This window comes from Rhodoferax saidenbachensis, assembly GCF_001955715.1.
GTDB classification, from domain to species: domain Bacteria; phylum Pseudomonadota; class Gammaproteobacteria; order Burkholderiales; family Burkholderiaceae_C; genus Allorhodoferax; species Allorhodoferax saidenbachensis.
The window spans coordinates 3066291-3087240 of record NZ_CP019239.1 but is presented as its reverse complement, the minus strand read 5'-3'; the positions used below and the strand labels follow the sequence as shown (position 1 = coordinate 3087240).

At 61.3% G+C, this 20950-nt stretch carries 22 protein-coding genes; 19 read left to right on the top strand and 3 right to left on the bottom strand.

The window, feature by feature from the left end; translation table 11 throughout:
- Window positions 1-40 precede the first annotated feature (40 nt).
- Genes hemC through RS694_RS14675 form a run of 5 tightly spaced genes read left to right on the top strand, consistent with a single transcriptional unit; the run spans window position 41 to window position 5256 of the window.
- A complete protein-coding gene (gene hemC / locus RS694_RS14695; RefSeq protein WP_029709125.1) occupies window positions 41-961 on the top strand; it encodes a hydroxymethylbilane synthase in 921 nt (306 codons plus the stop codon).
- A gap of 4 nt (window positions 962-965) precedes the next feature.
- Entirely contained in the window at window positions 966-1760 is a 795-nt protein-coding gene (locus tag RS694_RS14690; protein WP_029709124.1) for a uroporphyrinogen-III synthase, read from the top strand.
- On the top strand, window positions 1757-2827 hold the full coding sequence (locus RS694_RS14685; RefSeq protein WP_029709123.1) for a uroporphyrinogen-III C-methyltransferase: 1071 nt from the start codon (window positions 1757-1759) through the stop codon (window positions 2825-2827). Before RS694_RS14690 ends, RS694_RS14685 begins: the two co-directional genes overlap by 4 nt.
- Before the next feature lie 4 nt (window positions 2828-2831).
- Window positions 2832-4121: a heme biosynthesis HemY N-terminal domain-containing protein gene (locus tag RS694_RS14680; RefSeq protein ID WP_029709122.1), complete on the top strand. Its 1290-nt coding sequence runs from the start codon at window positions 2832-2834 to the stop codon at window positions 4119-4121.
- A 58-nt stretch (window positions 4122-4179) separates the two neighbouring features.
- Window positions 4180-5256, top strand: a complete 1077-nt coding sequence (locus tag RS694_RS14675; protein WP_029709121.1) for a GGDEF domain-containing protein — start codon at window positions 4180-4182, stop codon at window positions 5254-5256.
- An 82-nt stretch (window positions 5257-5338) separates the two neighbouring features.
- Here the strand turns inward: RS694_RS14675 and RS694_RS14670 are convergent, their stop codons facing one another.
- The gene (locus tag RS694_RS14670) at window positions 5339-8344 is read right to left on the bottom strand and encodes an Rne/Rng family ribonuclease (protein ID WP_029709120.1); all 3006 of its coding nucleotides are present in this window, start codon (window positions 8342-8344) and stop codon (window positions 5339-5341) included.
- A 497-nt stretch (window positions 8345-8841) separates the two neighbouring features.
- Here RS694_RS14670 and RS694_RS14665 point away from each other — a divergent pair, with 497 nt between their 5' ends.
- Genes RS694_RS14665 through RS694_RS14650 form a run of 4 tightly spaced genes read left to right on the top strand, consistent with a single transcriptional unit; the run spans window position 8842 to window position 12034 of the window.
- On the top strand, window positions 8842-9903 hold the full coding sequence (locus RS694_RS14665; RefSeq protein WP_051392055.1) for an RluA family pseudouridine synthase: 1062 nt from the start codon (window positions 8842-8844) through the stop codon (window positions 9901-9903).
- Between the two features lie 52 nt (window positions 9904-9955).
- A complete protein-coding gene (locus RS694_RS14660) occupies window positions 9956-10627 on the top strand; it encodes an HAD family hydrolase (protein ID WP_029709118.1) in 672 nt (223 codons plus the stop codon).
- A gap of 19 nt (window positions 10628-10646) precedes the next feature.
- The gene (locus RS694_RS14655) at window positions 10647-11021 is read left to right on the top strand and encodes a Rieske (2Fe-2S) protein (RefSeq protein ID WP_029709117.1); all 375 of its coding nucleotides are present in this window, start codon (window positions 10647-10649) and stop codon (window positions 11019-11021) included.
- Window positions 11022-11023: 2 nt separating this feature from the next.
- Window positions 11024-12034: a S49 family peptidase gene (locus tag RS694_RS14650; RefSeq protein WP_029709116.1), complete on the top strand. Its 1011-nt coding sequence runs from the start codon at window positions 11024-11026 to the stop codon at window positions 12032-12034.
- Window positions 12035-12084: 50 nt separating this feature from the next.
- Here the strand turns inward: RS694_RS14650 and RS694_RS14645 are convergent, their stop codons facing one another.
- Entirely contained in the window at window positions 12085-12843 is a 759-nt protein-coding gene (locus tag RS694_RS14645; protein ID WP_029709115.1) for an SAM-dependent methyltransferase, read from the bottom strand.
- Complete coding sequence (locus tag RS694_RS14640) at window positions 12840-13448, bottom strand: Maf family nucleotide pyrophosphatase (RefSeq protein WP_029709114.1); 609 nt, start codon at window positions 13446-13448, stop codon at window positions 12840-12842. Before RS694_RS14640 ends, RS694_RS14645 begins: the two co-directional genes overlap by 4 nt.
- A 25-nt stretch (window positions 13449-13473) precedes the next feature.
- Here RS694_RS14640 and RS694_RS14635 point away from each other — a divergent pair, with 25 nt between their 5' ends.
- The 10 genes from RS694_RS14635 to rpoE all read left to right on the top strand — a co-directional run bounded on the left by RS694_RS14635 (window position 13474) and on the right by rpoE (window position 20947).
- Window positions 13474-14019, top strand: a complete 546-nt coding sequence (locus RS694_RS14635; RefSeq protein ID WP_029709113.1) for a YceD family protein — start codon at window positions 13474-13476, stop codon at window positions 14017-14019.
- Between the two features lie 135 nt (window positions 14020-14154).
- Window positions 14155-14337 (top strand): 50S ribosomal protein L32, encoded by a 183-nt coding sequence (gene rpmF, locus RS694_RS14630; RefSeq protein ID WP_029709112.1) that lies wholly within the window; start codon window positions 14155-14157, stop codon window positions 14335-14337.
- A gap of 109 nt (window positions 14338-14446) precedes the next feature.
- Window positions 14447-15472 carry a phosphate acyltransferase PlsX gene (plsX, locus tag RS694_RS14625; protein ID WP_029709111.1) on the top strand — a complete coding sequence of 342 codons (1026 nt, stop codon included), beginning with the start codon at window positions 14447-14449 and terminating at the stop codon, window positions 15470-15472.
- 26 nt (window positions 15473-15498) lie between these two features.
- Window positions 15499-16476, top strand: a complete 978-nt coding sequence (locus tag RS694_RS14620; RefSeq protein WP_029709110.1) for a beta-ketoacyl-ACP synthase III — start codon at window positions 15499-15501, stop codon at window positions 16474-16476.
- Between the two features lie 54 nt (window positions 16477-16530).
- Complete coding sequence (gene fabD, locus RS694_RS14615) at window positions 16531-17481, top strand: ACP S-malonyltransferase (RefSeq protein ID WP_029709109.1); 951 nt, start codon at window positions 16531-16533, stop codon at window positions 17479-17481.
- Window positions 17478-18224 carry a 3-oxoacyl-ACP reductase FabG gene (fabG, locus tag RS694_RS14610; protein WP_029709108.1) on the top strand — a complete coding sequence of 249 codons (747 nt, stop codon included), beginning with the start codon at window positions 17478-17480 and terminating at the stop codon, window positions 18222-18224. The genes fabD and fabG overlap by 4 nt, the downstream gene beginning before the upstream one ends.
- A 103-nt stretch (window positions 18225-18327) precedes the next feature.
- The gene (gene acpP / locus RS694_RS14605; protein WP_029709107.1) at window positions 18328-18567 is read left to right on the top strand and encodes an acyl carrier protein; all 240 of its coding nucleotides are present in this window, start codon (window positions 18328-18330) and stop codon (window positions 18565-18567) included.
- 14 nt (window positions 18568-18581) lie between these two features.
- On the top strand, window positions 18582-19826 hold the full coding sequence (gene fabF, locus RS694_RS14600; RefSeq protein ID WP_029709106.1) for a beta-ketoacyl-ACP synthase II: 1245 nt from the start codon (window positions 18582-18584) through the stop codon (window positions 19824-19826).
- A 24-nt stretch (window positions 19827-19850) separates the two neighbouring features.
- Complete coding sequence (locus RS694_RS14595) at window positions 19851-20327, top strand: hypothetical protein (RefSeq protein ID WP_051392054.1); 477 nt, start codon at window positions 19851-19853, stop codon at window positions 20325-20327.
- On the top strand, window positions 20324-20947 hold the full coding sequence (rpoE, locus tag RS694_RS14590) for an RNA polymerase sigma factor RpoE (protein WP_029709104.1): 624 nt from the start codon (window positions 20324-20326) through the stop codon (window positions 20945-20947). The genes RS694_RS14595 and rpoE overlap by 4 nt, the downstream gene beginning before the upstream one ends.
- Window positions 20948-20950 lie beyond the last annotated feature (3 nt).

Below are 20950 nucleotides of genomic sequence, written 5' to 3'. Positions count from 1 at the left end.
GCATTGAAGGCTCTTCACCGATTACCAACAGGTTACGATTTTGGCCCATTTAACCATCGCAACACGGGAGAGCCGACTGGCTCTCTGGCAGGCCGAACACGTCAAGGCTTTGCTGGAACAGCAGGGCCACAGCGTGACCCTGCTGGGCATGACCACCAAAGGCGACCAGATCCTGGACCGATCCCTCAGCAAGGTGGGCGGCAAGGGCCTGTTCGTCAAGGAGCTGGAGCTGGCGCTGGAAGAAGGCCGGGCCGATCTGGCGGTCCATTCGCTCAAGGACGTGCCCATGGAGCTGCCCCCGGGCTTCGCCCTGGCCTGTGTCATGGAGCGCGAAGACCCGCGCGACGCCTGGGTCTCCAACCGCTACGCCAGCTTGGCCGAATTGCCGCAGGGCGGGGTGGTGGGTACCTCCAGCCTGCGCCGCGTGGCGCTGTTGCGCGCGTTGCGCCCTGATTTGAAGATTGAACCTCTCCGTGGCAACCTCGACACCCGCCTGAAAAAACTCGACGATGGCCAGTACGACGGCATCGTGCTGGCCGCGGCCGGGCTCAAGCGCCTGGGGCTGGAAAGCCGCATCCGCACCGCGTTTGACACGGCCCAGATGTTGCCCGCCGCAGGGCAGGGCGCGCTGGGCATTGAAGTGCGCTCGGACCGGCCCGATGTGGTGCAGGCCCTAGCACCGCTGGCGCATCGGCAGAGCTGGCTGGTGGTCTCCGCCGAACGCGCGGTGAGCCGCGTGATGGGCGGAAGCTGCTCCATGCCGCTGGCGGCCTATGCCACGGTGACCAACGGCATCTTGCACATCCAGGCCACCTGGGGTGACCCGGACGGGGTGTTGCCCCTGGTGCAGGCGCAGGCACAAGGCCCGGTGCAGGAAATAGCCCAGGCCGTGGCGCTGGGGGAAAAAGTGGCGCGCCAGTTGCAGGCCCGGGTGCCTGCGCAAGCGCCCAGAGCGGATTGATCCCATGCGGGTCATCGTCACCAGACCCCTGAGCGAAGCGCGTAAATGGGTGGATGCGCTGAGCCAGGCGGGATATGACGCGCTGCCCCTGCCGTTGATCGCCGTGTCCGCAGCGCCCGATTTGCAGGCCGTGCGGGCCGCCTGGGAGCGGCTGCCCCGCTACGACGCCGTGATGTTTGTCAGTGGCAATGCCGTAGACCACTTTTTTGCATTAAAAGGGGCTGTAGCCCACGTATTCAGTGCGCAAGAAGCTATCAAAACAAGAGCATTTGTGCCTGGCCCCGGGAGTTATTCGGCGCTGTTGCGTGCGGGAGTAGAGGCCGCGTGTATCGATGCGCCCGACCGCGAAGCCGGGCAGTTTGACTCCGAAGCCCTGTGGGCCGTGGTGCGGGCGCAAGTGCAGCCGGGCTACCGCGTGCTGATCGTGCGTGGCACCGGTAGTGTGGCCGGGCCCAGTGACGAGGGTGTGGGGCGGGACTGGTTTGCCGGCCAGGTGCTGGCCGCGGGCGGCACTGTGGATTTTGTGGTGGCCTACCAGCGGCATCGGCCCAGTCTGTCGGCGGCGGATCTTGCGCTGACGGCACAGGCCGCGCAGGACGGATCGGTCTGGTTGTTCAGCAGTTCGGAGGCCATAACCAATCTGCAGGCGCTGTGCCCGGACCAGTCCTGGGGCCAGGCGCGGGCCGTGGTGACCCATGCGCGGATTGCGCAGGCGGCCCGCGACGCCGGTTTTGCTGTTGTTTGTGAGTCACGTCCGACACTTGCCGCTCTGATGGCGTCTATAGAATCCCTGCAATGAACACCGAGCCCAACGCTGCCGCGCCACTGCCAGAGCCAGTGCCGCAAGACAACGTGCCCACCGAGCCACCACCGTCGGCCGAACCGGCGCCTCGCCCGCAGCGCTTGCTGCAAGGCGTGTCGGTACTCGCGTTGGTCGCACTGGTAAGCAGCGGCCTGTTGTGGCAAAAGCTGTCGTCCATCCAGGAACACCTGGCGCGCCAGAGCGCCGACGCCACCGCCCAGGTGGTCGAAGCGCGTGCCTTCGCCAAACAGGCGCAGGAAGTGGCGCTGGAAACCGCCGCCAAACTGGCCGTGACCGAGGCGCGCTTGAGCGAAGTCTCGCTGCAGCGCACCCAGCTCGAAGAGCTGATGCAGAGCCTGTCGCGTTCGCGCGATGAAAACCTGGTGGTGGACATTGAATCCGCCGTCCGGCTGGCCCAGCAGCAGGCGCAACTGACCGGCAGCGCCGAGCCGCTGCTGGCCGCACTCAAAACCGCTGAGCTGCGCATCACCCGCGCCGCCCAGCCACGCATGACGCCGCTGCAGCGCGCCATTGCCCGCGATGTGTCACGCATCAAGGCCACAGCACTGGCCGACACGCCAGCGCTATTGGTCAAGCTGGACGAACTGATCCAGCTCACCGACGATCTACAAATGGCCAATGCCGTGGCGCCGGCGCGTGCCAATGAACCCCTGAAGCGCAAACCTGAGGAAAGCGTGACCAACTGGTGGGTGCGCGTGGGCCTGGTGGTGCGTGACGAAGTGCGCAGTCTGGTGCGCATCAGCCGTATCGAAGACCCGGACGCGGCTCTGCTGTCGCCCGAGCAGTCCTTCTTCCTGCGCGAGAACCTCAAGCTCAAGCTGCTCAATGCGCGCCTGGGGCTGTTGTCCCGGCAGATCAATTCGGCCCGCTCTGACCTCGCCACGGCGTCGGTTTCGCTGGGGCGTTACTTTGATACGTCTTCGCGCAAGACCCAAACGGCGATCACGCTGCTGCAGCAGATACAGACCCAGATGAAGTCGCTGGAGCTGCCGCGTGTGGACGAAACCCTGGCGGCCTTGTCCACGGCCGCTGCAGGACGTTAATACGATGCGCGCTGCACTGTGGTTCATGGCGCTGTTCGGCATTGCCGTGGCCAGCGCCCTGTTTGCCGGCAATAACCCGGGCACCATCACCCTGTACTGGGCGCCGTACCGGGTGGACCTGTCGCTGAATCTTTTCCTGCTGGCGTTGGGTGCGATTTTTGTCACGCTGCACTTTGCGTTGCGTGCGCTGTCGGCGCTCTTGCGGATTCCGCAGCAGGCGCGCAGCTGGCGTTTGCTGCAAAAGGAGCGCGCCATCCAGTCGGCTTTGCTGGAGTCGCTGTCGCACCTGGTGTCGGGCCGTTTTGTGCGGGCCCGCAAGTCGGCCGAATTGGTGGTGTCCCTCGAAGAGTCGGTGCAGGGCAGTGGTGAACAACTCGCGTACGCCGGGCGCCTGCGTGTTTTGTCGCACCTGCTGGCGGCCGAGAGTGCCCATGCCTTGCAGGACCGCACGGTACGCGACGCCCATTTCCAACAGGCGCTGGAACAGACCACCAGCCGCAACGCGCAGGACATCCGCGATGGCGTGCAGTTGCGCGCAGCGCGCTGGGCCTTTGACGACCGCGATGCCGGCGCCGCCATGGAGTGGCTGGACCAGTTGCCCCAAGGCGCTGCGCGGCGCACCCTGGCCCTGCGCCTGCGTTTCAAGGTTGCGCGCCTGGGCCGCCGGTCACTGGTGGCGCTGGAGACCGCGCGCCTGCTGACCAAACACCGCGCTTTCTCCGAAGTGGCAGGGAAAAGTATCGCGCGTGGCCTGGCCATTGAGCTGCTGCGTGCGGCGCACGACCCGGTGCAGATAACGCGGGCGTGGGAGGCATTGGAAGTGGCTGAGCAGCAGATGCCTGAAGTGGCCATGGAAGCCGCAGAGCGCCTGCTGGCACAGGGCGGCGATGTGGTGCTGTCGCGGCTCTGGTTGTTGCCGGTCTGGGAGCGCATGGTGCAGGTCCCGGACGCCCTGGCATTGGCCCAGCGCGTGCGTCTGGTGCGGGTGCTGGAGCGCGGCTTTGGTCAGCCTGGCGGTGCCGCGGACGCAGCCTGGCTCACCCGCATTGAATCGGCCCAGATGGGCAATCCGCGCGATGCGGTCTTGCAGTACCTGGCCGGGGTGGTGTGTATGCGCCTGAGCCTGTGGGGCAAGGCGCAACAGTTGCTCAAGCAGTCGTTGACCTTGCTGCAGGATGCCGAGCTCAAGCGTGATGCCTGGCGTGCTTTGGCCGAGCTGGCCGAGCAGCGGCAAGACACACAAGCGGCTACCGAGGCCTACCGCGAAGCCCTCCGGGAAGCCGGAAAAACATAGGGTTTTGGGGCCTTGACCCCGGGGTGACGAACGCGGGTTTCGGGACTATTATCCGGCCATGCCCACCATCACCGAACACATCATCCGGCTGACTGACCACAGGGACAGAGACCTGCTGGAGTTGACCTTGTCCAAGGCGCTGATCGATCTGCTGCCCATCCAGCGCGTGGTCATAGCGCGGGTGGTGAGTGAAGAGGGCGTCAAGCGCTGGCTGGAGATTGCCACGCTGGACCACAAAGGCGGCGGCAAGGTGGTGGACCCGCTGCGGGTGGATTTCCATGGGCTGCCCCTGATCGATGACAACCGCGAGCGTTTCAATTGCCTGATGAGCCGCGACCGTGTGGACTTTGCCTGGGCCGGCGAAGACGGCCCACGTATCAACTACCTACCCTTGTTTGCGGATTCCCGCATGGAGGAAGAAGGAGTCATCGAAATCCATTCCGCATTTGCACTGGGTGATGCCCAGATGGGTGCGATTGCCGACGTATTGCATGTGTTCCGCAATATGTACAACCTGCTGGCCTACAGCGACCGCGATGCATTGACCGGCTTGCTCAACCGCAAGTCGCTGGACGACACGTTTTACAGCGCTGTACTGGAAGAACTCGACGAAGGGGCACAAGCCCAGTCCAGGGCGCAGGATGCCACGGTCGCGCCGGGGCAGGAACGGCGTCACCGTGTGCCACCCAACTACTGGCTGGGTACCGTCAACGTGGACAACTTTGGCATCCTCAGTGACAAAGGCGGGCACCTGATTGCAGAAGAGGTGCTGCTGCTGGTGGCGCGCATCATGAACAACACCTTCCGCACCTATGACCGCATTTACCGCTTTGGCGGCGAGCAGTTCGCGGTGTTGATGCACTGCCCGGACGAAGCCCTGGTGTTGGCGGCGTTTGAGCGTTTCCGCGCCAATATGGAGAAGTTCAACTTTCCCCAGGTCGGACGTGTCACCGCCAGTGCAGGATTTACCCGCATTACCGCAGATGATTCACCCAGCACGGCGCTGGAACGCACGGAACGCGCCGTGGACTATGCCCAGCACAATGGTTACAACAAGGTGTTCAGCCACGGCGATCTGGTGCGCAAGGGTCTGTTTGGCGACGCACCAAAAATAGGCGCTGTCGATATCTTTTAAGGCATACGGCACCAATAAAAAAGGGGCACCGAAGTGCCCCTTTTTATTGGATTGACAGCCCCGTTGAGAGGCTGCCCGTGCATTACGCCGATGGCGTTTCTTCAAACGGCAGCACCATATTGCGCAGGTCACGCTTGGTTTCCACCAGAACCAGTGGGCCTTCGGTCACCACTACAGGCGCAGGACGTTCGCGCGGCACATGGACCGGCTTGGGTTCTGCGGCAATGGCGGCTTGCACAGCGCTGATGCGGCTGGGGTCAGAGTTGACCCACTGCAGGCCAGAACCTTCGGCGACTTGCTGCAGGTTGTCCAGCGGCAGGGCGTAGGAGGCCACTTTGGGCATGCCAGCGTCTGCCTTGGGCGCAACAGGTGCCGAAGCCACAGGCGCGGGAGCAACGGGTGCTGGCGCCGGGGCGTACACAGGGGCTGCAGCTACGACAGGAGCCGGTGCCTCAGCGGCTTGCGCCACTGGTGCAGCTTGCTCTGCAGCGTCTGCCGCTACGGGCGCATCGGTGTGCTCATTACGCTCGCTGCGTTCTGGGCGATCGCCACGTTCACCACGGGGGCCGCGTTCGCGCCCATAACGGTCACGGGAGCGTTTTTCACGGGCTTCGCCGTTCTCGGTGCGTTCTGCGGGAGCCTGCTGGCCATCAGCACCTTGGGTTGGGGCCGCTTGTTCACCTTCGGCAAAGCCGAGTTGGGTTTGCTGCTGGCCTTCAGCGGTCGGGTTCTGGCTGCCGTCGTCCTGGCGTGGGCCGCGGTCATCACGGTTACGACCACGTCCACCGCGGCTGCGGCCACGGCCTTCACCACGGGGTTCTGTGCCGGCTTCGGTGTTGCCTTCAGGACGTGTTTCAGGGCGTGCTTCGCTGCGCACATCGCCGCGCTCTTCATTGCGTGGGCTGCGTTCTGTACCTTCAGGACGGTCGCCGCGACCTTGGCCTTGGCGGTTACCGCGTTCGCCGCGCTCACCACCACGGTCGTTGCGGGGTGCACGTTCTGGGCGTTGCTCGTTGCGTGCGCCATCCACGTTGCCTTGGGTGGCATCCACGGTTACGCCGTTGGCTTCTGCGCCAATGGCCTTGCCTTCTGCGTCAAAACGTTCGCGCTGGGCGCCGCCCTGGCGTTCGCCACGGCCACCACGTCCGCCGCGTCCACCACGCTCGTTGCGATCGCCGCGTCCTTCGGGGCGTTGCTCATTGCGACCTTCACCGCGTGGACCACGTCCGTCGCGCTGGCCTTCGCCACGTCCGCCATTGCGGTTGCCGTCACGGCCTCCGCGACCGTCGCGCTTGTCGTCGGTCTTGGCAGCAGGTGCCGGTGCCACGGGTTTTGCCGCGGGCGCTTCGGCGCCAAACAGGTCCTTGATCCAGCCGAAGAAGCCTTTGCTGGCCGGTACGGGCGCGGCGGCAGCGGGGCGTGCTGCGGGTGCTGCAGGCTTGCTGTGCTTGGGTACTTCGGGCTTGGGCGGTGCAATCGGCGCGGGCGCGTCAGGCAACACACCCTTGATGATGGGCGTTTGTTTGTTGGTGGGCTCTTGCGATCGGCGTGTGACGGATGTGGGGTCTTCCACTTCGTCGGCCATCTTGTAGCTGACTTCCATGCCATCCAGGCGCGGGTCGTCGTGCTTCAGGCGTTCGAGCTTGTAGTTGGGTGTTTCCAGCGTCTTGTTGGGCACCATCAGCACATTGATGCGCTGCTTGAGTTCGATCTTGGCGATTTCGGTGCGCTTTTCGTTCAGCAGGAACGACGCCACATCGACGGGCACCTGGCACAGCACGGAGGCCGTGTTGTCCTTGAGGGACTCTTCCTGGATGATCCGCAGAATCTGCAAAGCGCTGGATTCTGTGTCGCGGATGTGGCCGGAGCCGCCGCAACGCGGGCAAGGAATGGATGCACCTTCGGAAAGGGCCGGGCGCAGGCGCTGGCGGCTCATTTCCATCAGGCCAAACTTGGAGATGGTGCCGAACTGCACACGGGCACGGTCCTGGCGCAGCGCGTCGCGCAAGCGGTTTTCCACTTCGCGGCGGTTGCGGGACTCTTCCATGTCGATAAAGTCGATGACGATCAGGCCACCCAAGTCGCGCAGACGCATCTGGCGTGCCACTTCGTCGGCGGCTTCTAGGTTGGTGCGGGTTGCGGTTTCTTCGATGTCGCCGCCCTTGATGGCGCGGGCCGAGTTGACGTCCACCGAAACCAGGGCTTCGGTGTGGTCGATCACGATGGCGCCGCCGGAGGGCAGTTGCACCGTGCGGGCGTAGGCCGATTCGATCTGGTGTTCGATCTGGAAGCGGCTGAACAGCGGGGCGTCGTCACGGTAGCGCTTCACGCGGGCAGCGTGTTCTGGCATCACGTGGGCCATGAACTGCTGGGCCTGTTCGTACACGTCGTCGGTGTCTATCAGGATGTCGCCGATGTCGTGGTTGAAGTAGTCGCGGATCGCGCGAATGACCAAAGACGATTCCTGATAAATCAGGAACGCGCCCTTGCCACCCTTGGCGGCGCCGTCAATCGCGGTCCACAGCTTGAGCAGGTAGTTCAAGTCCCATTGCAGTTCCGGTGCGCTGCGGCCGATGCCGGCGGTGCGCGCAATGATGGACATGCCGTTGGGGTATTCGAGCTGGTCGAGCGCTTCTTTGAGCTCGGCACGGTCTTCACCTTCGATACGGCGCGATACGCCACCACCGCGGGGGTTGTTGGGCATCAGGACCACGTAGCGGCCGGCCAGCGAGACGAAGGTGGTCAGGGCTGCGCCCTTGTTGCCACGTTCTTCTTTTTCGACCTGGACCAGCAGTTCCTGGCCTTCGCGGATGGCGTCCTGAATGCGCGCCTGGCTGGCAGACACGCCTTCGCGGAAGTACATCTTGGAGATTTCTTTGAACGGCAGGAAGCCGTGGCGGTCTTCGCCGTAGTCGACAAAGCAGGCTTCCAGCGACGGCTCGACGCGCGTGACGACGGCCTTGTAGATGTTGCCCTTGCGCTGTTCGCGCCCTTCAATTTCGATTTCGTAGTCGAGGAGTTTTTGTCCGTCGACAATGGCCAGGCGGCGTTCTTCAGCCTGCGTGGCGTTGATCAGCATCCGTTTCATGGATTGCATCCTTCATCAGTTAACACATGCCCTCAAGGGGCGTTGGATACCTGGAACGACGAGCTGAACTGAGGAGGAATTGCCGGAGAACTTCGACGTCACACGAGGTGTCGAAGCGTAGGCGCGTGGATGGGGACGAGGGAGTGCGTCTGTGTACCGGCTATCAATTTGATAGCTGCTTGCGCAGTGTTTACCGGGGCTGCAGGCCGATTTGTGCCGAAAAACGGGGCGAAAACGCTCCGCAGGCACAGGATCATCAGGCTTAGCAACACAAACATCTCGTTTCATTCCGCCCCCAGACGAGGAGTCTGCGGGCTTTGGGTATTCCGTATCAGTGGTTCAATTCGTAGTCTTGACCGCCTTGTTTGCAGGCCATCACAGGCGGTTGGCGTGTGATTTGCGAGCAATGCAAGACGGCGGCATCGACCTTCCAGCGTGGCTTTGGGCGGGGTGTGGACTAAACTCCAGACAAATCAACCACTTACGGCACAACGCTAGTGAAACACATTATAGGGGCCAATGCGTCCCTTCCCCAACCGGCGGTGAAATTGGTCACGGTGGACGAAGACAGCGGCGGCCAGCGGCTGGACAACTTCCTGATGCGCCACCTCAAGGGCGTGCCCAAGACCCACGTCTACCGCATCATCCGCAGTGGCGAAGTCCGCATCAACAAGGGCCGGGCCGGTGCCGACAGCCGCGTCGAGGCCGGTGACGTTATTCGCATACCGCCGGTACGCGTGTCCGAGCGGGCTGAGCAGAAAACCCAGGCCATGGCCGAACAAGTGGCCATGCACGTCGCCAGTAATGCGCCGGCCAAGGATTTCCCCATTTTGTTTGAGGATGACCATGTTTTGGCCATCCTGAAACCCGCCGGCGTGGCGGTGCATGGCGGCTCGGGCGTGAGTTTTGGGGTTATTGAGCAATTGCGCATGGCCAGGCCGGCAGCCCCCTTTCTGGAATTGGTGCACCGGCTGGATCGTGAAACCAGTGGCATTTTGCTGGTGGCCAAGAAGCGCAGCGCGCTGAAAAACCTGCAGGACCAGTTCCGCGAGCGCGAAACCGGCAAGACCTACCTGGCCATGGTGCTGGGGCAGTGGCCCACTAATAAGAAGGTGCTGGACAAGTCCTTGCACAAATACCTGTTGCCCGACGGTGAGCGTCGCGTGAAAGTGGTGGCCAAAGACGACCCGGACGCCATGCCGTCGCTGACCCTGGTCAAGGTTTTGGGTTCCGCGGGAGGTCCGCAGCCGTATTCGCTGCTGGAAGTCACCATCAAGACCGGGCGCACGCACCAGATTCGTGTGCACCTGGCGTCCGAGGGTATGCCCATCGTGGGTGACGACAAATATGGCGACTTTGAGCTGAACAAGGCGCTGGCACGCACCACCACCGGCCCGGTGCTTAAGCGCATGTTTTTACATGCCTGGCGCCTGCACTGCACCCATCCGTTCACCGGAAAACGGCTGCGTTTGCAGGCCGACTTGCCGGATGAGCTGGCGCAGTTTGCGGGGCAGGTGCTGCCCGGCGCCATGGCGGCAGCCACCGAACTGGCGCCCTAGTCTTTGCCCCTTCGTACCCTCCGATTCGTATAACCCCTGAAAATCCTGTTCCATGTCCCGTACCACCCGCCCACGCCAGTTTGACCTGATCGCTTTTGATTGGGACGGCACCCTGTTTGACTCTACTGCCATCATCACGCGCTGCATCCAGTTGGCAGTGGGCGATGTGGGTGGCACGGTGCCCAGTGACCAGGATGCTTCGTATGTGATCGGTCTGGGCCTGATGGAAGCGCTGGCCCGTGCCGCGCCCGATGTGCCGCAAGAGAAGTACGCCTTGCTGGGTGCACGTTACAAGCACCACTACGGCCAGCACATCCATGACATCAGCCTGTTTGACGGTGTGTTGCCCCTGCTGGCCGACCTCAAGGCGCGTCAGCATTTGCTGGCCGTGGCCACTGGGAAAAGCCGTAAGGGTTTGGACGAAGCGTTGCAGGCGGTGGAGCTCCGAGACCTGTTCCATGCTTCCCGTACCGCAGACGAAACGGCGGGTAAGCCCCATCCGCTGATGTTGCACGAGCTGATGGCCGAACTGGGCGTGGCGCCGGAGCGTGTGCTGATGATCGGTGACACCACCCACGACCTGCAGATGGCGCTCAACGCCGGCTGCGCCAGCGTGGGGGTGAGCTACGGCGCCCATGAACCCGCCGCGTTTGACGTTCTGCAGCCGCGTTTTGTGGCGCACTCGGTGGCCGAGCTGCATGCCTGGATGCTGGACCATGCCTGACGAGCGCAGGGTGGTTGCCATGCAAGGGCCTTCTCAGGCTTTTGCGCTGTGCAATTCGCAGGATCTGGTGAACAGCGGCGATGCTGTGCCTTTTGACGTGGTCTATTGCGGCCAGACCTGCATGGCGTTTGCCATCCGTTACCAAGATGTGGCCTACGCCTACCTCAACCGCTGTACCCATGTGCCCATGGAAATGGACTACCAGCCCAACCGGTTTTTCGATTTGACCGGCCACTGGTTGATTTGTGCCACCCATGGCGCCATGTACAGCCCACAAACCGGCCAATGCCGGGGTGGCCCTTGCCGCGGTGGTCTGGTGCAGATTGCCCTGACCGAGAACGACGGCGTCGTCCACTGGCATACTGGCCTTCACCTGAAACCTGTCGAGTTTTAACAATGACTGAACCAAATACCACGCAAGCTCTCGCCGATAGTGCGCAAGATGCTATTAAAAACGGAGCAAATGTTAAGGGCACGGAGACTCCAGGCTGGGAGCGTGCCACGCTGGAGAAGCTGGCCATGGCGGCTCTGGTGGAGCAGCGCACGGCACGGCGCTGGCGCAATGGCATTCGCCTGGGCTGGTTGCTGTTTCTGGTGGCCCTGGTGTGGCTGGGCATGGACCGCAGCACGTCGACAACCAACGTCTCCAAACCCCACACGGCTGTGGTGGAAATCAAGGGTGAAATTGCGTCGGGTTCGGACGCCAGCGCTGAAACCGTGGTGGCTGCCATGCGGGCGGCGTTTGAAGACCAGGGTTCTCAGGCGGTCGTGCTGTTGATCAATTCGCCCGGTGGCAGCCCGGTGCAGGCCGGCATCATCAATGATGAAATCCGGCGGTTGAAGGCGCAGTACAAAAAACCGGTCTACGCCGTGGTGGAGGAAACCTGCGCGTCGGCCGCGTATTACATCGCTGTGGGTGCGGACAAGATTTTTGTCGACAAGGCCAGCATTGTGGGCAGCATCGGTGTGTTGATGGATGGTTTCGGCTTCACCGGCCTCATGGACAAGTTAGGCGTGGAGCGCCGCCTGATGACGGCGGGCGAGAACAAGGGGTTCATGGACCCGTTCAGCCCGCAAACCGAAAAGCAGCGCGTGTTTGCCCAGGCCATGCTGGACCAGATTCACCAGCAGTTCATCGCGGTGGTGAAAGCTGGGCGCGGTGCGCGTCTGAAAGAAACCCCAGAGACCTTCAGCGGCCTGTTCTGGACCGGTCAACAAGCCATTGAATTGGGGCTGGCAGACCAACTCGGCAACCTGGACTATGTCGCCCGTGAAGTGGTCAAGGCGGAAGATCTGGTGGACTACACACGCCGCGACAACGTGGCCGAGCGCCTGGCCAAGCGGTTTGGTGCGTCCATCGGCGAAGCGGCGGTCCACACGCTCAAGAGCCTGCCCACACTGCGTTAGCCCGATACCCCACGTTCTGCCATGGGGTGGTTAGGCGGCACTCAGTCTGTCTAGCGCCCGATGGCGAACACCGTGGGTATGGCGTTGTCCAGCGTCCAGGCATGGTGTTTCCATTGCTTGGCAAGTTCGCTGTGGCAGGTGGCGTTGGCCAGCGTCAGGCCACTGGCCGTTGCCAGGCGGGTGTTGTGTTGTAGCGTCTGCACCAGCGTCTGCAACAGGGCTGTGTTGCGGTAGGGCGTTTCTATAAAGAGCTGGGTTTGCCCGGTTTTCAAGGCCAAAGACTCCAGTTCCCGAATGCGCTGCGCACGTTCGGTGGGTGTGGCAGGGATGTAACCGACGAACGCGAAGTTCTGGCCGTTCAGGCCGCTGGCCGCCAAAGCCAATAACAAGGACACCGGCCCAACCAGAGGCACTACGCGAATTCCCAGTTCATGCGCGGCACGCACGACGGAGGAGCCCGGGTCGGCAATGGCAGGCATGCCGGCTTCACTGACCAAGCCCATATCCATGCCATCCAGTGCAGGTTGCAACAGGGGGCGGGCATCAAAGCCGCCCTGGTGGTCGCCCTTTTTGTGCACTTCGCGCGGGAGTTCCTGCAGTTGCATGGACTGGATGGGGGTGACTAGCGGGTAGACCTCGCCCACACGCTTGAGGTAAGCGCGGGTGGATTTTGCGTTTTCGCAAACCCAGTGCTGCAGGCGCGCCGCTGTTTGCAGCGTGCCTGCGGGCATGGACTGGTCCAGTGCTGTCTGGCTGTCACAGCCAAAGTCCAACGGTGCAGGCACCAGATAAAGCGTGCCCAGGCTCATAGTGTTCTGGCGCCCAGAAGTGCGACACCCGCCGCACGCAACATGCTGCTGGTGCGAATCAGCGGCAAGCCCACCAGGGCGGTTGGGTCGTCGTTGTCAATGCGTTCCAGCAGGGCAATTCCCAGGCCTTCGCTCTTGGCACTGCCGGCGCAGTCATAGGGCTGCTCGGCTTGCAGGTAGTTTTCAATCTCCTGATCCGTGAGGTCTCGGAAGACCACTTTCACGGGCACCAGCGACTGCTGGCAAAAACCACTTTGTTGGCAGACCACGGCCACTGCAGTTTGAAAAATTACGGTCTTGCCGCGCATTTGCCGCAACTGGGCGACCGCGCGTTCGTGGGTGCCGGGTTTGCCCAAAGGCTGGCCATCCAGATCGGCGACCTGGTCCGAACCGATCACAACCTGATCGGGAAACCGGGCGGCAACCGCCTGGGCTTTGGCCAATGCGAGCCGGACTGCCAAATCGGCAGGGCGTTCACCGGGGTGGGGCGTTTCGTCCACATGCGGTGATTCGATGGTGAAGGGGACGCGCAAGCGCTCCAGCAGTTCGCGCCGGTAGGCCGATGTGGAGCCGAGTATGAGTTTTCGGGGGGTGATGTCTGGCATGGCTTGATTCTCTTACACTGCGCGCATGAAACATGAATTTGTGGCGCGGCACCTGCCTATCGCAGCTTTTGCCAGTGCAGAGGCGGATCTGGTGGGGGATGAGCGCCTGGCCCGTTTTGAGCGTTTGCTTGAAGAAACCCATGGTCTGGGCGCCGAAACCCTGGTGAGTTACGCCGCCCAAGGCGCCATGCAGACCGATGCCGCAGGTGTGGACGAACCCTGGATGCACCTGAAAGCAGAGGCCGTGTTGCCTTTGACTTGCCAGCGTTGCCTGGGGCCGGTAGATGTGCCGGTGTCTTTTGAGCGGGACTTCCGCTTTGTGGCGACCGAAGCACTGGCCGAAGTGGAAGACGAGGAATCCGAGGAAGACGTGCTGGTACTGAGCAAAAGCTTCAACCTGCTGGAGCTGATTGAGGACGAGCTACTGATGACATTGCCTGCTGCGCCCAAGCACGACACCTGTCCCCAGGCTGTGAAGCTGCAGGTGGCTGACCCGGGTTTTGAGGATGCGCCTGAGGAAAAACCCAACCCATTTGCGGTTCTGGAGCAACTCAAGAAGGCGCCTAAGTAGCGCGGAGTGGCTGAGTTGCCCGATTTGGGCTATAATCTGAGGCTTCGCGCGTGCAGTCTGTCCGGATAGGCGCAGCGTTTTTACCAACCCTTCAAGTGTTGCAACCTGTGCAGCACCCTTGCTCAGGAGCCGATCATGGCCGTTCAACAAAACAAAAAATCTCCTTCCAAGCGCGGTATGCACCGTTCGCACAATGCGCTGGACGTGCCCGGAATCGCTGTGGAACCTACCACCGGCGAAATCCACCTGCGTCACCACATCAGCCCCACCGGTTTCTACCGTGGCCGCAAGGTGTTGAAGACCAAATCCGAAGCCTGAACTTAAGAGTTCACGCGAAGCCCGAAGCTGCAGACTCTGTGGCGACGGGCTTTTCTCATTTCTGGGTGCCGCTTTTGTTTCAATCTGCTTACTGTCTGGTGTCTTTTTCATGATCACCGTTGCTGTGGACTGCATGGGGGGCGATCACGGCCCCAAGGTTACTTTGCCGGCTTGCCGGGAATTTTTGGAGCGCCACGCCGATGCCGCCCTGATCCTGGTGGGCTTGCCCGAAGTTTTTGCCGGTTTTGAACACCCGCGCGCGCGCATCGTGACCGCCAGCGAAGTGGTGACCATGGACGATCCTCTGGAAATTGCGCTGCGCAAGAAGAAGGACTCGTCCATGCGGGTCGCCATCCAGCAGGTCAAGGATGGTCAGGCCCAGGCGGCCGTGTCGGCTGGTAACACCGGCGCACTGATGGCGATTTCGCGTTACATCCTCAAAACCCTGGATGGTATTGAGCGCCCGGCCATTGCGGGCCAAATCCCCAATGCCTCCGGCGGCGCCACCACGGTGTTGGATCTGGGTGCCAATGTGGATTGCACAGCCGAACACCTGCTGCAGTTTGCGGTGATGGGTTCGGCGCTGGTGTCGGTCCTTAACAATAAGGAGTCGCCTTCTGTTGGGCTGCTTAACATTGGCGAAGAAGTTATTAAAGGCAACGAAGTTATCAAAAAAGCCGGTGAATTGCTGCGTTCTGCTGCCAAGTCCGGCGATTTGAACTTCTATGGCAATGTCGAAGGCAACGATATTTTCAAGGGCCATGTCGATATCGTTGTTTGCGATGGATTTGTTGGCAATGTGGCCCTGAAGACCAGTGAAGGTCTGGCGGGCATGATTGGTGGTTTCCTGAAAGCTGAGTTTTCCAAAAATATTTTCACCAAAATGGCGGCAATTGGCGCCTATTCGGTTCTAACAGCGCTTAAAAATCGCGTTGACCACCGGCGTTACAACGGTGCAGCTCTGTTGGGTCTGCGCGGGTTGGTGTTCAAAAGCCACGGCTCGGCCGATGTGCTGGCCTTCGGGAACGCCTTGAACCGGGCGTATGATGCAGCCCGAAACAACTTGCTTGACCGCGTTCAGGTTCGCATTGCCCACGCAGCGCCTCTTTTGGTGCCTGCGGAAGTGGTGCAGTAATCTGTGCGGGTGTCATCCACCCATCCATGAGACGTTTTTCGCGAATTACCGGCACGGGCAGTTATGTGCCCCCACGCAGGCTGAGCAATGCCGATTTGGTCGCTGAATTGGCGGGCAAGGGTGTTGAGACATCCGATGAGTGGATCGTGGAACGTACCGGTATCCGCGCCCGTCACTTTGCAGCGGACGGTGTTTACAGCAGCGACCTGGGACTGGAAGCCGCCAAAAATGCCCTGCAGGCCGCTGGCCGCATTCCACAGGACGTGGATTTGATCATTGTGGCCACGTCCACGCCGGACATGGTGTTCCCTTCTACCGCCTGTATCCTGCAAAACAAGCTGGGCGCCAATGGCTGTGCGGCGTTTGACGTGCAGGCTGTGTGCAGCGGCTTTGTGTATGCCCTGACCGTGGCCGACGCCATGATCCAGACCGGTGCGGCCAAGTGTGCGCTGGTCATTGGCACCGAGATTTTTTCCCGCATCCTCGATTTCTCTGACCGCACCACCTGTGTGTTGTTTGGTGATGGTGCCGGTGCCGTGGTGCTGGAAGCGTCAGATACGCCAGGCATTCTGGCCAGCGATCTGCACGCTGATGGCAAACACGTGGGCATCCTGTGTGTGCCCGGCCATGTGGCGGCGGGTGCGATTCTGGGCGATCCTTTCCTCAAAATGGATGGGCAAGCCGTCTTCAAGCTGGCCGTGGGTGTGTTGGAAGACGCTGCACGCGCGACCCTGGCCAAGGCCGGCAAGACCGAGGCCGATATCGACTGGCTGATTCCGCACCAGGCCAATATCCGCATCATGCAAAGCACGGCCAAACGCCTGAAGATGTCCATGGACAAGGTGGTGGTCACCGTGGACCAGCATGGCAATACCTCGGCCGCGTCCATTCCGCTGGCGCTGGACTGGGCGGTGCGCAGTGGCAAGGTCAAACCCGGGGAGACACTCATGCTGGAAGGCGTGGGTGGTGGTTTCACCTGGGGTGCGGTGCTCCTGAATCTATAGCTGCTTGCGCAATAACCGTAAGGGCTAGAGGCACTTTTTGATAGAAATTTCCCTATGAAGCAGTTTGCATTTGTATTTCCCGGACAAGGCTCCCAGTCGGTGGGCATGCTGGACGCGTGGAGTGACCATCCCGTGGTCGCACAGACTTTGCTGGAAGCCTCTGACGCGTTGGGCGAGAACGTGGGCCAATTGATCCACGAAGGTCCCAAGGAAGCGTTGGCGCTCACTACCAATACCCAGCCGGTCATGCTGGTCGCTGGTGTGGCGGCTTACCGCGTCTGGATGTCTGAAGTGGGCGTGGCCCCCAATGCCGTAGCCGGACACTCGCTGGGCGAATACACCGCGCTGGTGGCGGCTGGCGCTCTGACGCTGGCGCAAGCGGCGCCGCTGGTGCGCTTGCGCGCGCAGGCCATGCAGGAGGCCGTGCCGGTTGGCGTGGGTGCCATGGCCGCCATTCTGGGTATGGATGCTACAAAAGTAATAGCTGGTTGCGCAGAGGTGACGGAGGCTTTCGGCCCAAGTAGCACTGAAATTGTGGAGGCCGTGAACTTCAACGATCCGGCCCAAACCGTGATCGCCGGCAGCAAGGCGGCGGTGGACAAGGCCTGTGAGCTGCTCAAGGCCAATGGCGCCAAACGCGCCTTGCTTCTGCCCGTGTCTGCGCCGTTCCACTCCAGCTTGATGAAGCCAGCCGCCGAAAAGCTCAAGGCGCGCCTGGAGGACATTGAGATTGCTACGCCGCAGATTACGTTGATCAACAATATTGATGTGGCCGTTGAAGTGGACGCAGACCGCATCCGTGACGCGCTGTACCGCCAGGCTTTTGGCCCGGTGCGCTGGGTCGAGTGTGTGCAAGCCCTCAAGGCGCGCGGCCTGACCACCCTGGTGGAATGTGGTCCTGGCAAGGTATTGGCCGGTATGGCCAAACGTATTGACGCAGAAATGAATGGTTTGCCGCTTTTTGATCCGGCCAGCTTGAAAGAAGTGCAAGGAGCCTTGGCATGAACGAAGTGAAATTTGAAGGCCAGATTGCCTTGGTGACCGGTGCGTCGCGTGGCATTGGTGCGGCGATTGCACTGGAGCTGGCCCGCAAAGGGCTCAAAGTGATTGGTACCGCCACCACGGATGCTGGTGCGACCAAGATCCAGGAGGCTCTGTCGGCGTTTGCGGGATGCGCTGGGCGCACGCTGGACGTGACCGATGGCGCCGCCGGCGAAGCATTGGTGGACAGCATCGTCAAGGAACACGGTGGATTGCAGGTGCTGGTGAACAACGCCGGCATTACCCGCGACACCCTGGCCATGCGTATGAAAGACGAAGACTGGGATGCGGTGCTGGACACCAACCTCAAGGGCGTGTTTCGCATGAGCCGCGCCGTGATGCGCGCCATGATGAAGCAGCGTTACGGGCGCATCATCAGCATCACCTCGGTGGTGGGCGCCTCTGGCAACCCGGGCCAAGCCAACTACGCAGCGGCCAAGGCCGGTGTGGCCGGTATGACCCGCGCGCTGGCGCGTGAGCTGGGCTCGCGCAATATCACGGTCAACTGCGTTGCACCCGGATTTATCGAAACCGACATGACTGCGGCGCTGGGCGAAGACCAGCAAAAGGCGCTGTTGGGCCAGATCCCGCTGGGGCATCTGGGCAAGCCGGCCGACATTGCGCATGCGGTCGCGTACCTGGCGTCACCGCAGGCAAGTTACGTGACGGGGCAGGAGCTGCACGTCAACGGCGGCATGTACATGTAAGCCTTTAAAAATCAGCCGATTGGTCCGTTCGGTGATCCGGTTAGGGGCATGCCTCTAGCGCGGGTAAAATCTCGGATTCATTTACAACCCTTAGAGGGAACCCATGAGCGATATTGAAGTACGCGTCAAAAAAATCATTGCCGAGCAACTCGGTGTTGAAGAGTCTCAAGTCACCAACGAAAAAGCCTTTGTGGCTGATCTGGGTGCTGACTCTCTGGACACAGTGGAGCTGGTGATGGCATTGGAAGACGAGTTCGGAATTGAAATTCCTGACGAAGACGCCGAAAAAATCACCACAGTGCAAGCTGCGATCGATTACGCCAACACCCACAAAAAGGCCTAAGGGTCCGATTGCCTATGTCCCGTCGCCGCGTCGTTGTTACTGGTTTGGGTTGTGTCAGCCCTGTTGGCAATACAGTCACTGAGGCTTGGGCCAATGTGATTGCCGGGAAATCCGGCATTGATCTCATTAGCAAGTTTGATGCGTCGGCCTTTGCCTGCAAGATTGCGGGCGAGGTGCGCGGTTTCAATGTGGAGTCGTACATGACTTCCAAAGAAGCCCGCACGATGGACACCTTCATCCATTACGGCATTGCCGCTGCCATGCAGGCAGTGGCTGACGCTGGTCTACCGACTGGCGACGCCTTGGGTGAAGAAGAGGCAACCCGTATTGGCTGTGTGATTGGTTCGGGCATCGGCGGTTTGCCGATGATCGAAGAAACCCACACAGAGCTGACCAACCGCGGTCCGCGGCGTATTTCGCCGTTTTTTGTGCCGGCATCGATCATCAACATGACTGCCGGCCATGTGTCGATCAAGTGTGGCTTCAAGGGCCCCAACATCGCCATCGTGACCGCCTGCACCACCGGCCTGCACTGCATTGGTGAAGCTGGCCGCATGATCGAGTACGGTGATGCCGATGTGATGGTGGCCGGTGGCTCCGAAGCGACTGTGTCGCCGTTGGGCATTGGCGGTTTTGCTGCCATGCGTGCACTGTCTACCCGCAATGACGATCCTGCTACGGCCTCACGTCCCTGGGACAAAGACCGTGATGGTTTTGTGTTGGGCGAGGGTGGTGGTGTGATGGTGCTCGAAGAGTACGAACACGCCAAAGCCCGCGGCGCCAAGATTTACGCCGAATTGGCTGGCTTTGGCATGAGTGCCGATGCGGGTCACATGACGGCCCCCAATATGGACGGCCCACGCCGCGCCATGCTGAATGCCATGCGCAATGCCGGTGTGAATGCGGACCAGGTGCAATACTTGAATGCACACGGCACCTCAACACCGCTGGGCGATATCAACGAATCCAATGCCATCAAGGCGGCATTGGGTAGCCACGCCAGCAAGGTCGTGGTCAATTCCACCAAATCCATGACCGGTCATTTGCTGGGCGGTGCAGGTGGGTTGGAGTCGGTTTTTACGGTGTTGGCCATCCACCACCAGAAGAGCCCGCCCACCATCAATATCTTCAACCAGGATCCGGAGTGCGATCTGGATTACTGCGCCAACACCGCGCGCGACATGCGCATTGACGTGGCGGTGAAGAACAACTTTGGCTTCGGCGGAACCAACGGCACTCTGGTTTTCAAACGGGTCTGACAGGAAACCCCTGGTCACCCGTGTATGCACCTGCCACCTGCCGCCAGCCACCGTGTTGTGCGGTCACGCTGGCATTTGAGGGTCTTGCTGTGGATAGCAGGGCTGGGAGGCCTGACCTGCCTGGGTTTTGCAATGACCCAGCCGTTGTCTGCTGCATTTTTTTCCCTGATCGCGATTCTCGTGGCAAGCGCCGCCTGTGCTTTACAGGCATGGCGCAACGCGCCGGTGGGCTTGCTGCGATGGGATGGGCAGCATTGGCACTGGACCGCATTGGATACAGAACAAGCCTGTCAGCTCACGCCTGTCTTTGACTTGCAAAGCGTGATGCTGGTGTCTATTCACAGCGCCGCCGGCCGAAAGGCGTGGGTCTGGCTGGAAGCCAGTTCCGGTGGGGGCAACTGGGCGGCATTGCGCCGTGCCGTGTTTGGCAGCCAGCGCGCGCAAAACGCAAAACACAAGCCAACCGCCGAGGATTCTCTGCAGGACGGAGATTTTGCATGAGCGAGTTGCCCACCGCATCACCGCAGGATTCCGATCTTTTACTGGTCCAGCGCACCGTGGGCGGAGACCAGCGTGCGTATGGCCTGCTGGTGCTTAAATACCAGAGGCGCATCCAGCGCCTGATTGGCCGGATGGTGCGCGATGTGGATCTGGTGGAAGACATTGCCCAGGAGACCTTTATCCGCGCCTACCGCGCCTTGCACCAGTTTCGCGGAGACGCCCAGTTTTACACCTGGCTTTATCGCATTGCGGTAAATACAGCCAAAAAGTCGCTAATGGAGCTTAAACGGGACCCCACTGTTTCGGAGAGTTTCCTGGCCCGTGACGACGAGGATGAAACTTCCTGGCGAAAAAATGAACCAATCAGTGACGAAACACCGGAGTCGGTTTTGGCTGCCAAAGAAATTGCCGCGGTGGTCAATGCGGCCATGGATGATTTGCCCGATGACCTGAAGCAGGCCGTCACCTTGCGGGAGATTGAAGGTTTGAGTTATGAAGAAATTGCTGCTGCCATGGACTGCCCGATTGGAACCGTGCGTTCCCGGATCTTTCGTGCGCGCGAATCCATTTCCAGCAAGGTCAAGCCCTTGCTGGAAAAGCAGACCGGCAAGCGCTGGTGAGGA

Coding starts and splice junctions, on each gene's coding strand:
- RS694_RS14690 (WP_029709124.1), top strand. CDS start 966: ATGCGGGTCATCGTCACCAGACCCCTGAGCGAAGCGCGTAAATGGGTG.
- RS694_RS14685 (WP_029709123.1), top strand. CDS start 1,757: ATGAACACCGAGCCCAACGCTGCCGCGCCACTGCCAGAGCCAGTGCCG.
- RS694_RS14680 (WP_029709122.1), top strand. CDS start 2,832: ATGCGCGCTGCACTGTGGTTCATGGCGCTGTTCGGCATTGCCGTGGCC.
- RS694_RS14675 (WP_029709121.1), top strand. CDS start 4,180: ATGCCCACCATCACCGAACACATCATCCGGCTGACTGACCACAGGGAC.
- RS694_RS14670 (WP_029709120.1), bottom strand. CDS start 8,344: ATGAAACGGATGCTGATCAACGCCACGCAGGCTGAAGAACGCCGCCTG.
- RS694_RS14660 (WP_029709118.1), top strand. CDS start 9,956: ATGTCCCGTACCACCCGCCCACGCCAGTTTGACCTGATCGCTTTTGAT.
- RS694_RS14655 (WP_029709117.1), top strand. CDS start 10,647: ATGCAAGGGCCTTCTCAGGCTTTTGCGCTGTGCAATTCGCAGGATCTG.
- RS694_RS14650 (WP_029709116.1), top strand. CDS start 11,024: ATGACTGAACCAAATACCACGCAAGCTCTCGCCGATAGTGCGCAAGAT.
- RS694_RS14645 (WP_029709115.1), bottom strand. CDS start 12,843: ATGAGCCTGGGCACGCTTTATCTGGTGCCTGCACCGTTGGACTTTGGC.
- RS694_RS14640 (WP_029709114.1), bottom strand. CDS start 13,448: ATGCCAGACATCACCCCCCGAAAACTCATACTCGGCTCCACATCGGCC.
- RS694_RS14635 (WP_029709113.1), top strand. CDS start 13,474: ATGAAACATGAATTTGTGGCGCGGCACCTGCCTATCGCAGCTTTTGCC.
- rpmF (WP_029709112.1), top strand. CDS start 14,155: ATGGCCGTTCAACAAAACAAAAAATCTCCTTCCAAGCGCGGTATGCAC.
- plsX (WP_029709111.1), top strand. CDS start 14,447: ATGATCACCGTTGCTGTGGACTGCATGGGGGGCGATCACGGCCCCAAG.
- RS694_RS14620 (WP_029709110.1), top strand. CDS start 15,499: ATGAGACGTTTTTCGCGAATTACCGGCACGGGCAGTTATGTGCCCCCA.
- fabD (WP_029709109.1), top strand. CDS start 16,531: ATGAAGCAGTTTGCATTTGTATTTCCCGGACAAGGCTCCCAGTCGGTG.
- fabG (WP_029709108.1), top strand. CDS start 17,478: ATGAACGAAGTGAAATTTGAAGGCCAGATTGCCTTGGTGACCGGTGCG.
- acpP (WP_029709107.1), top strand. CDS start 18,328: ATGAGCGATATTGAAGTACGCGTCAAAAAAATCATTGCCGAGCAACTC.
- fabF (WP_029709106.1), top strand. CDS start 18,582: ATGTCCCGTCGCCGCGTCGTTGTTACTGGTTTGGGTTGTGTCAGCCCT.
- RS694_RS14595 (WP_051392054.1), top strand. CDS start 19,851: ATGCACCTGCCACCTGCCGCCAGCCACCGTGTTGTGCGGTCACGCTGG.
- rpoE (WP_029709104.1), top strand. CDS start 20,324: ATGAGCGAGTTGCCCACCGCATCACCGCAGGATTCCGATCTTTTACTG.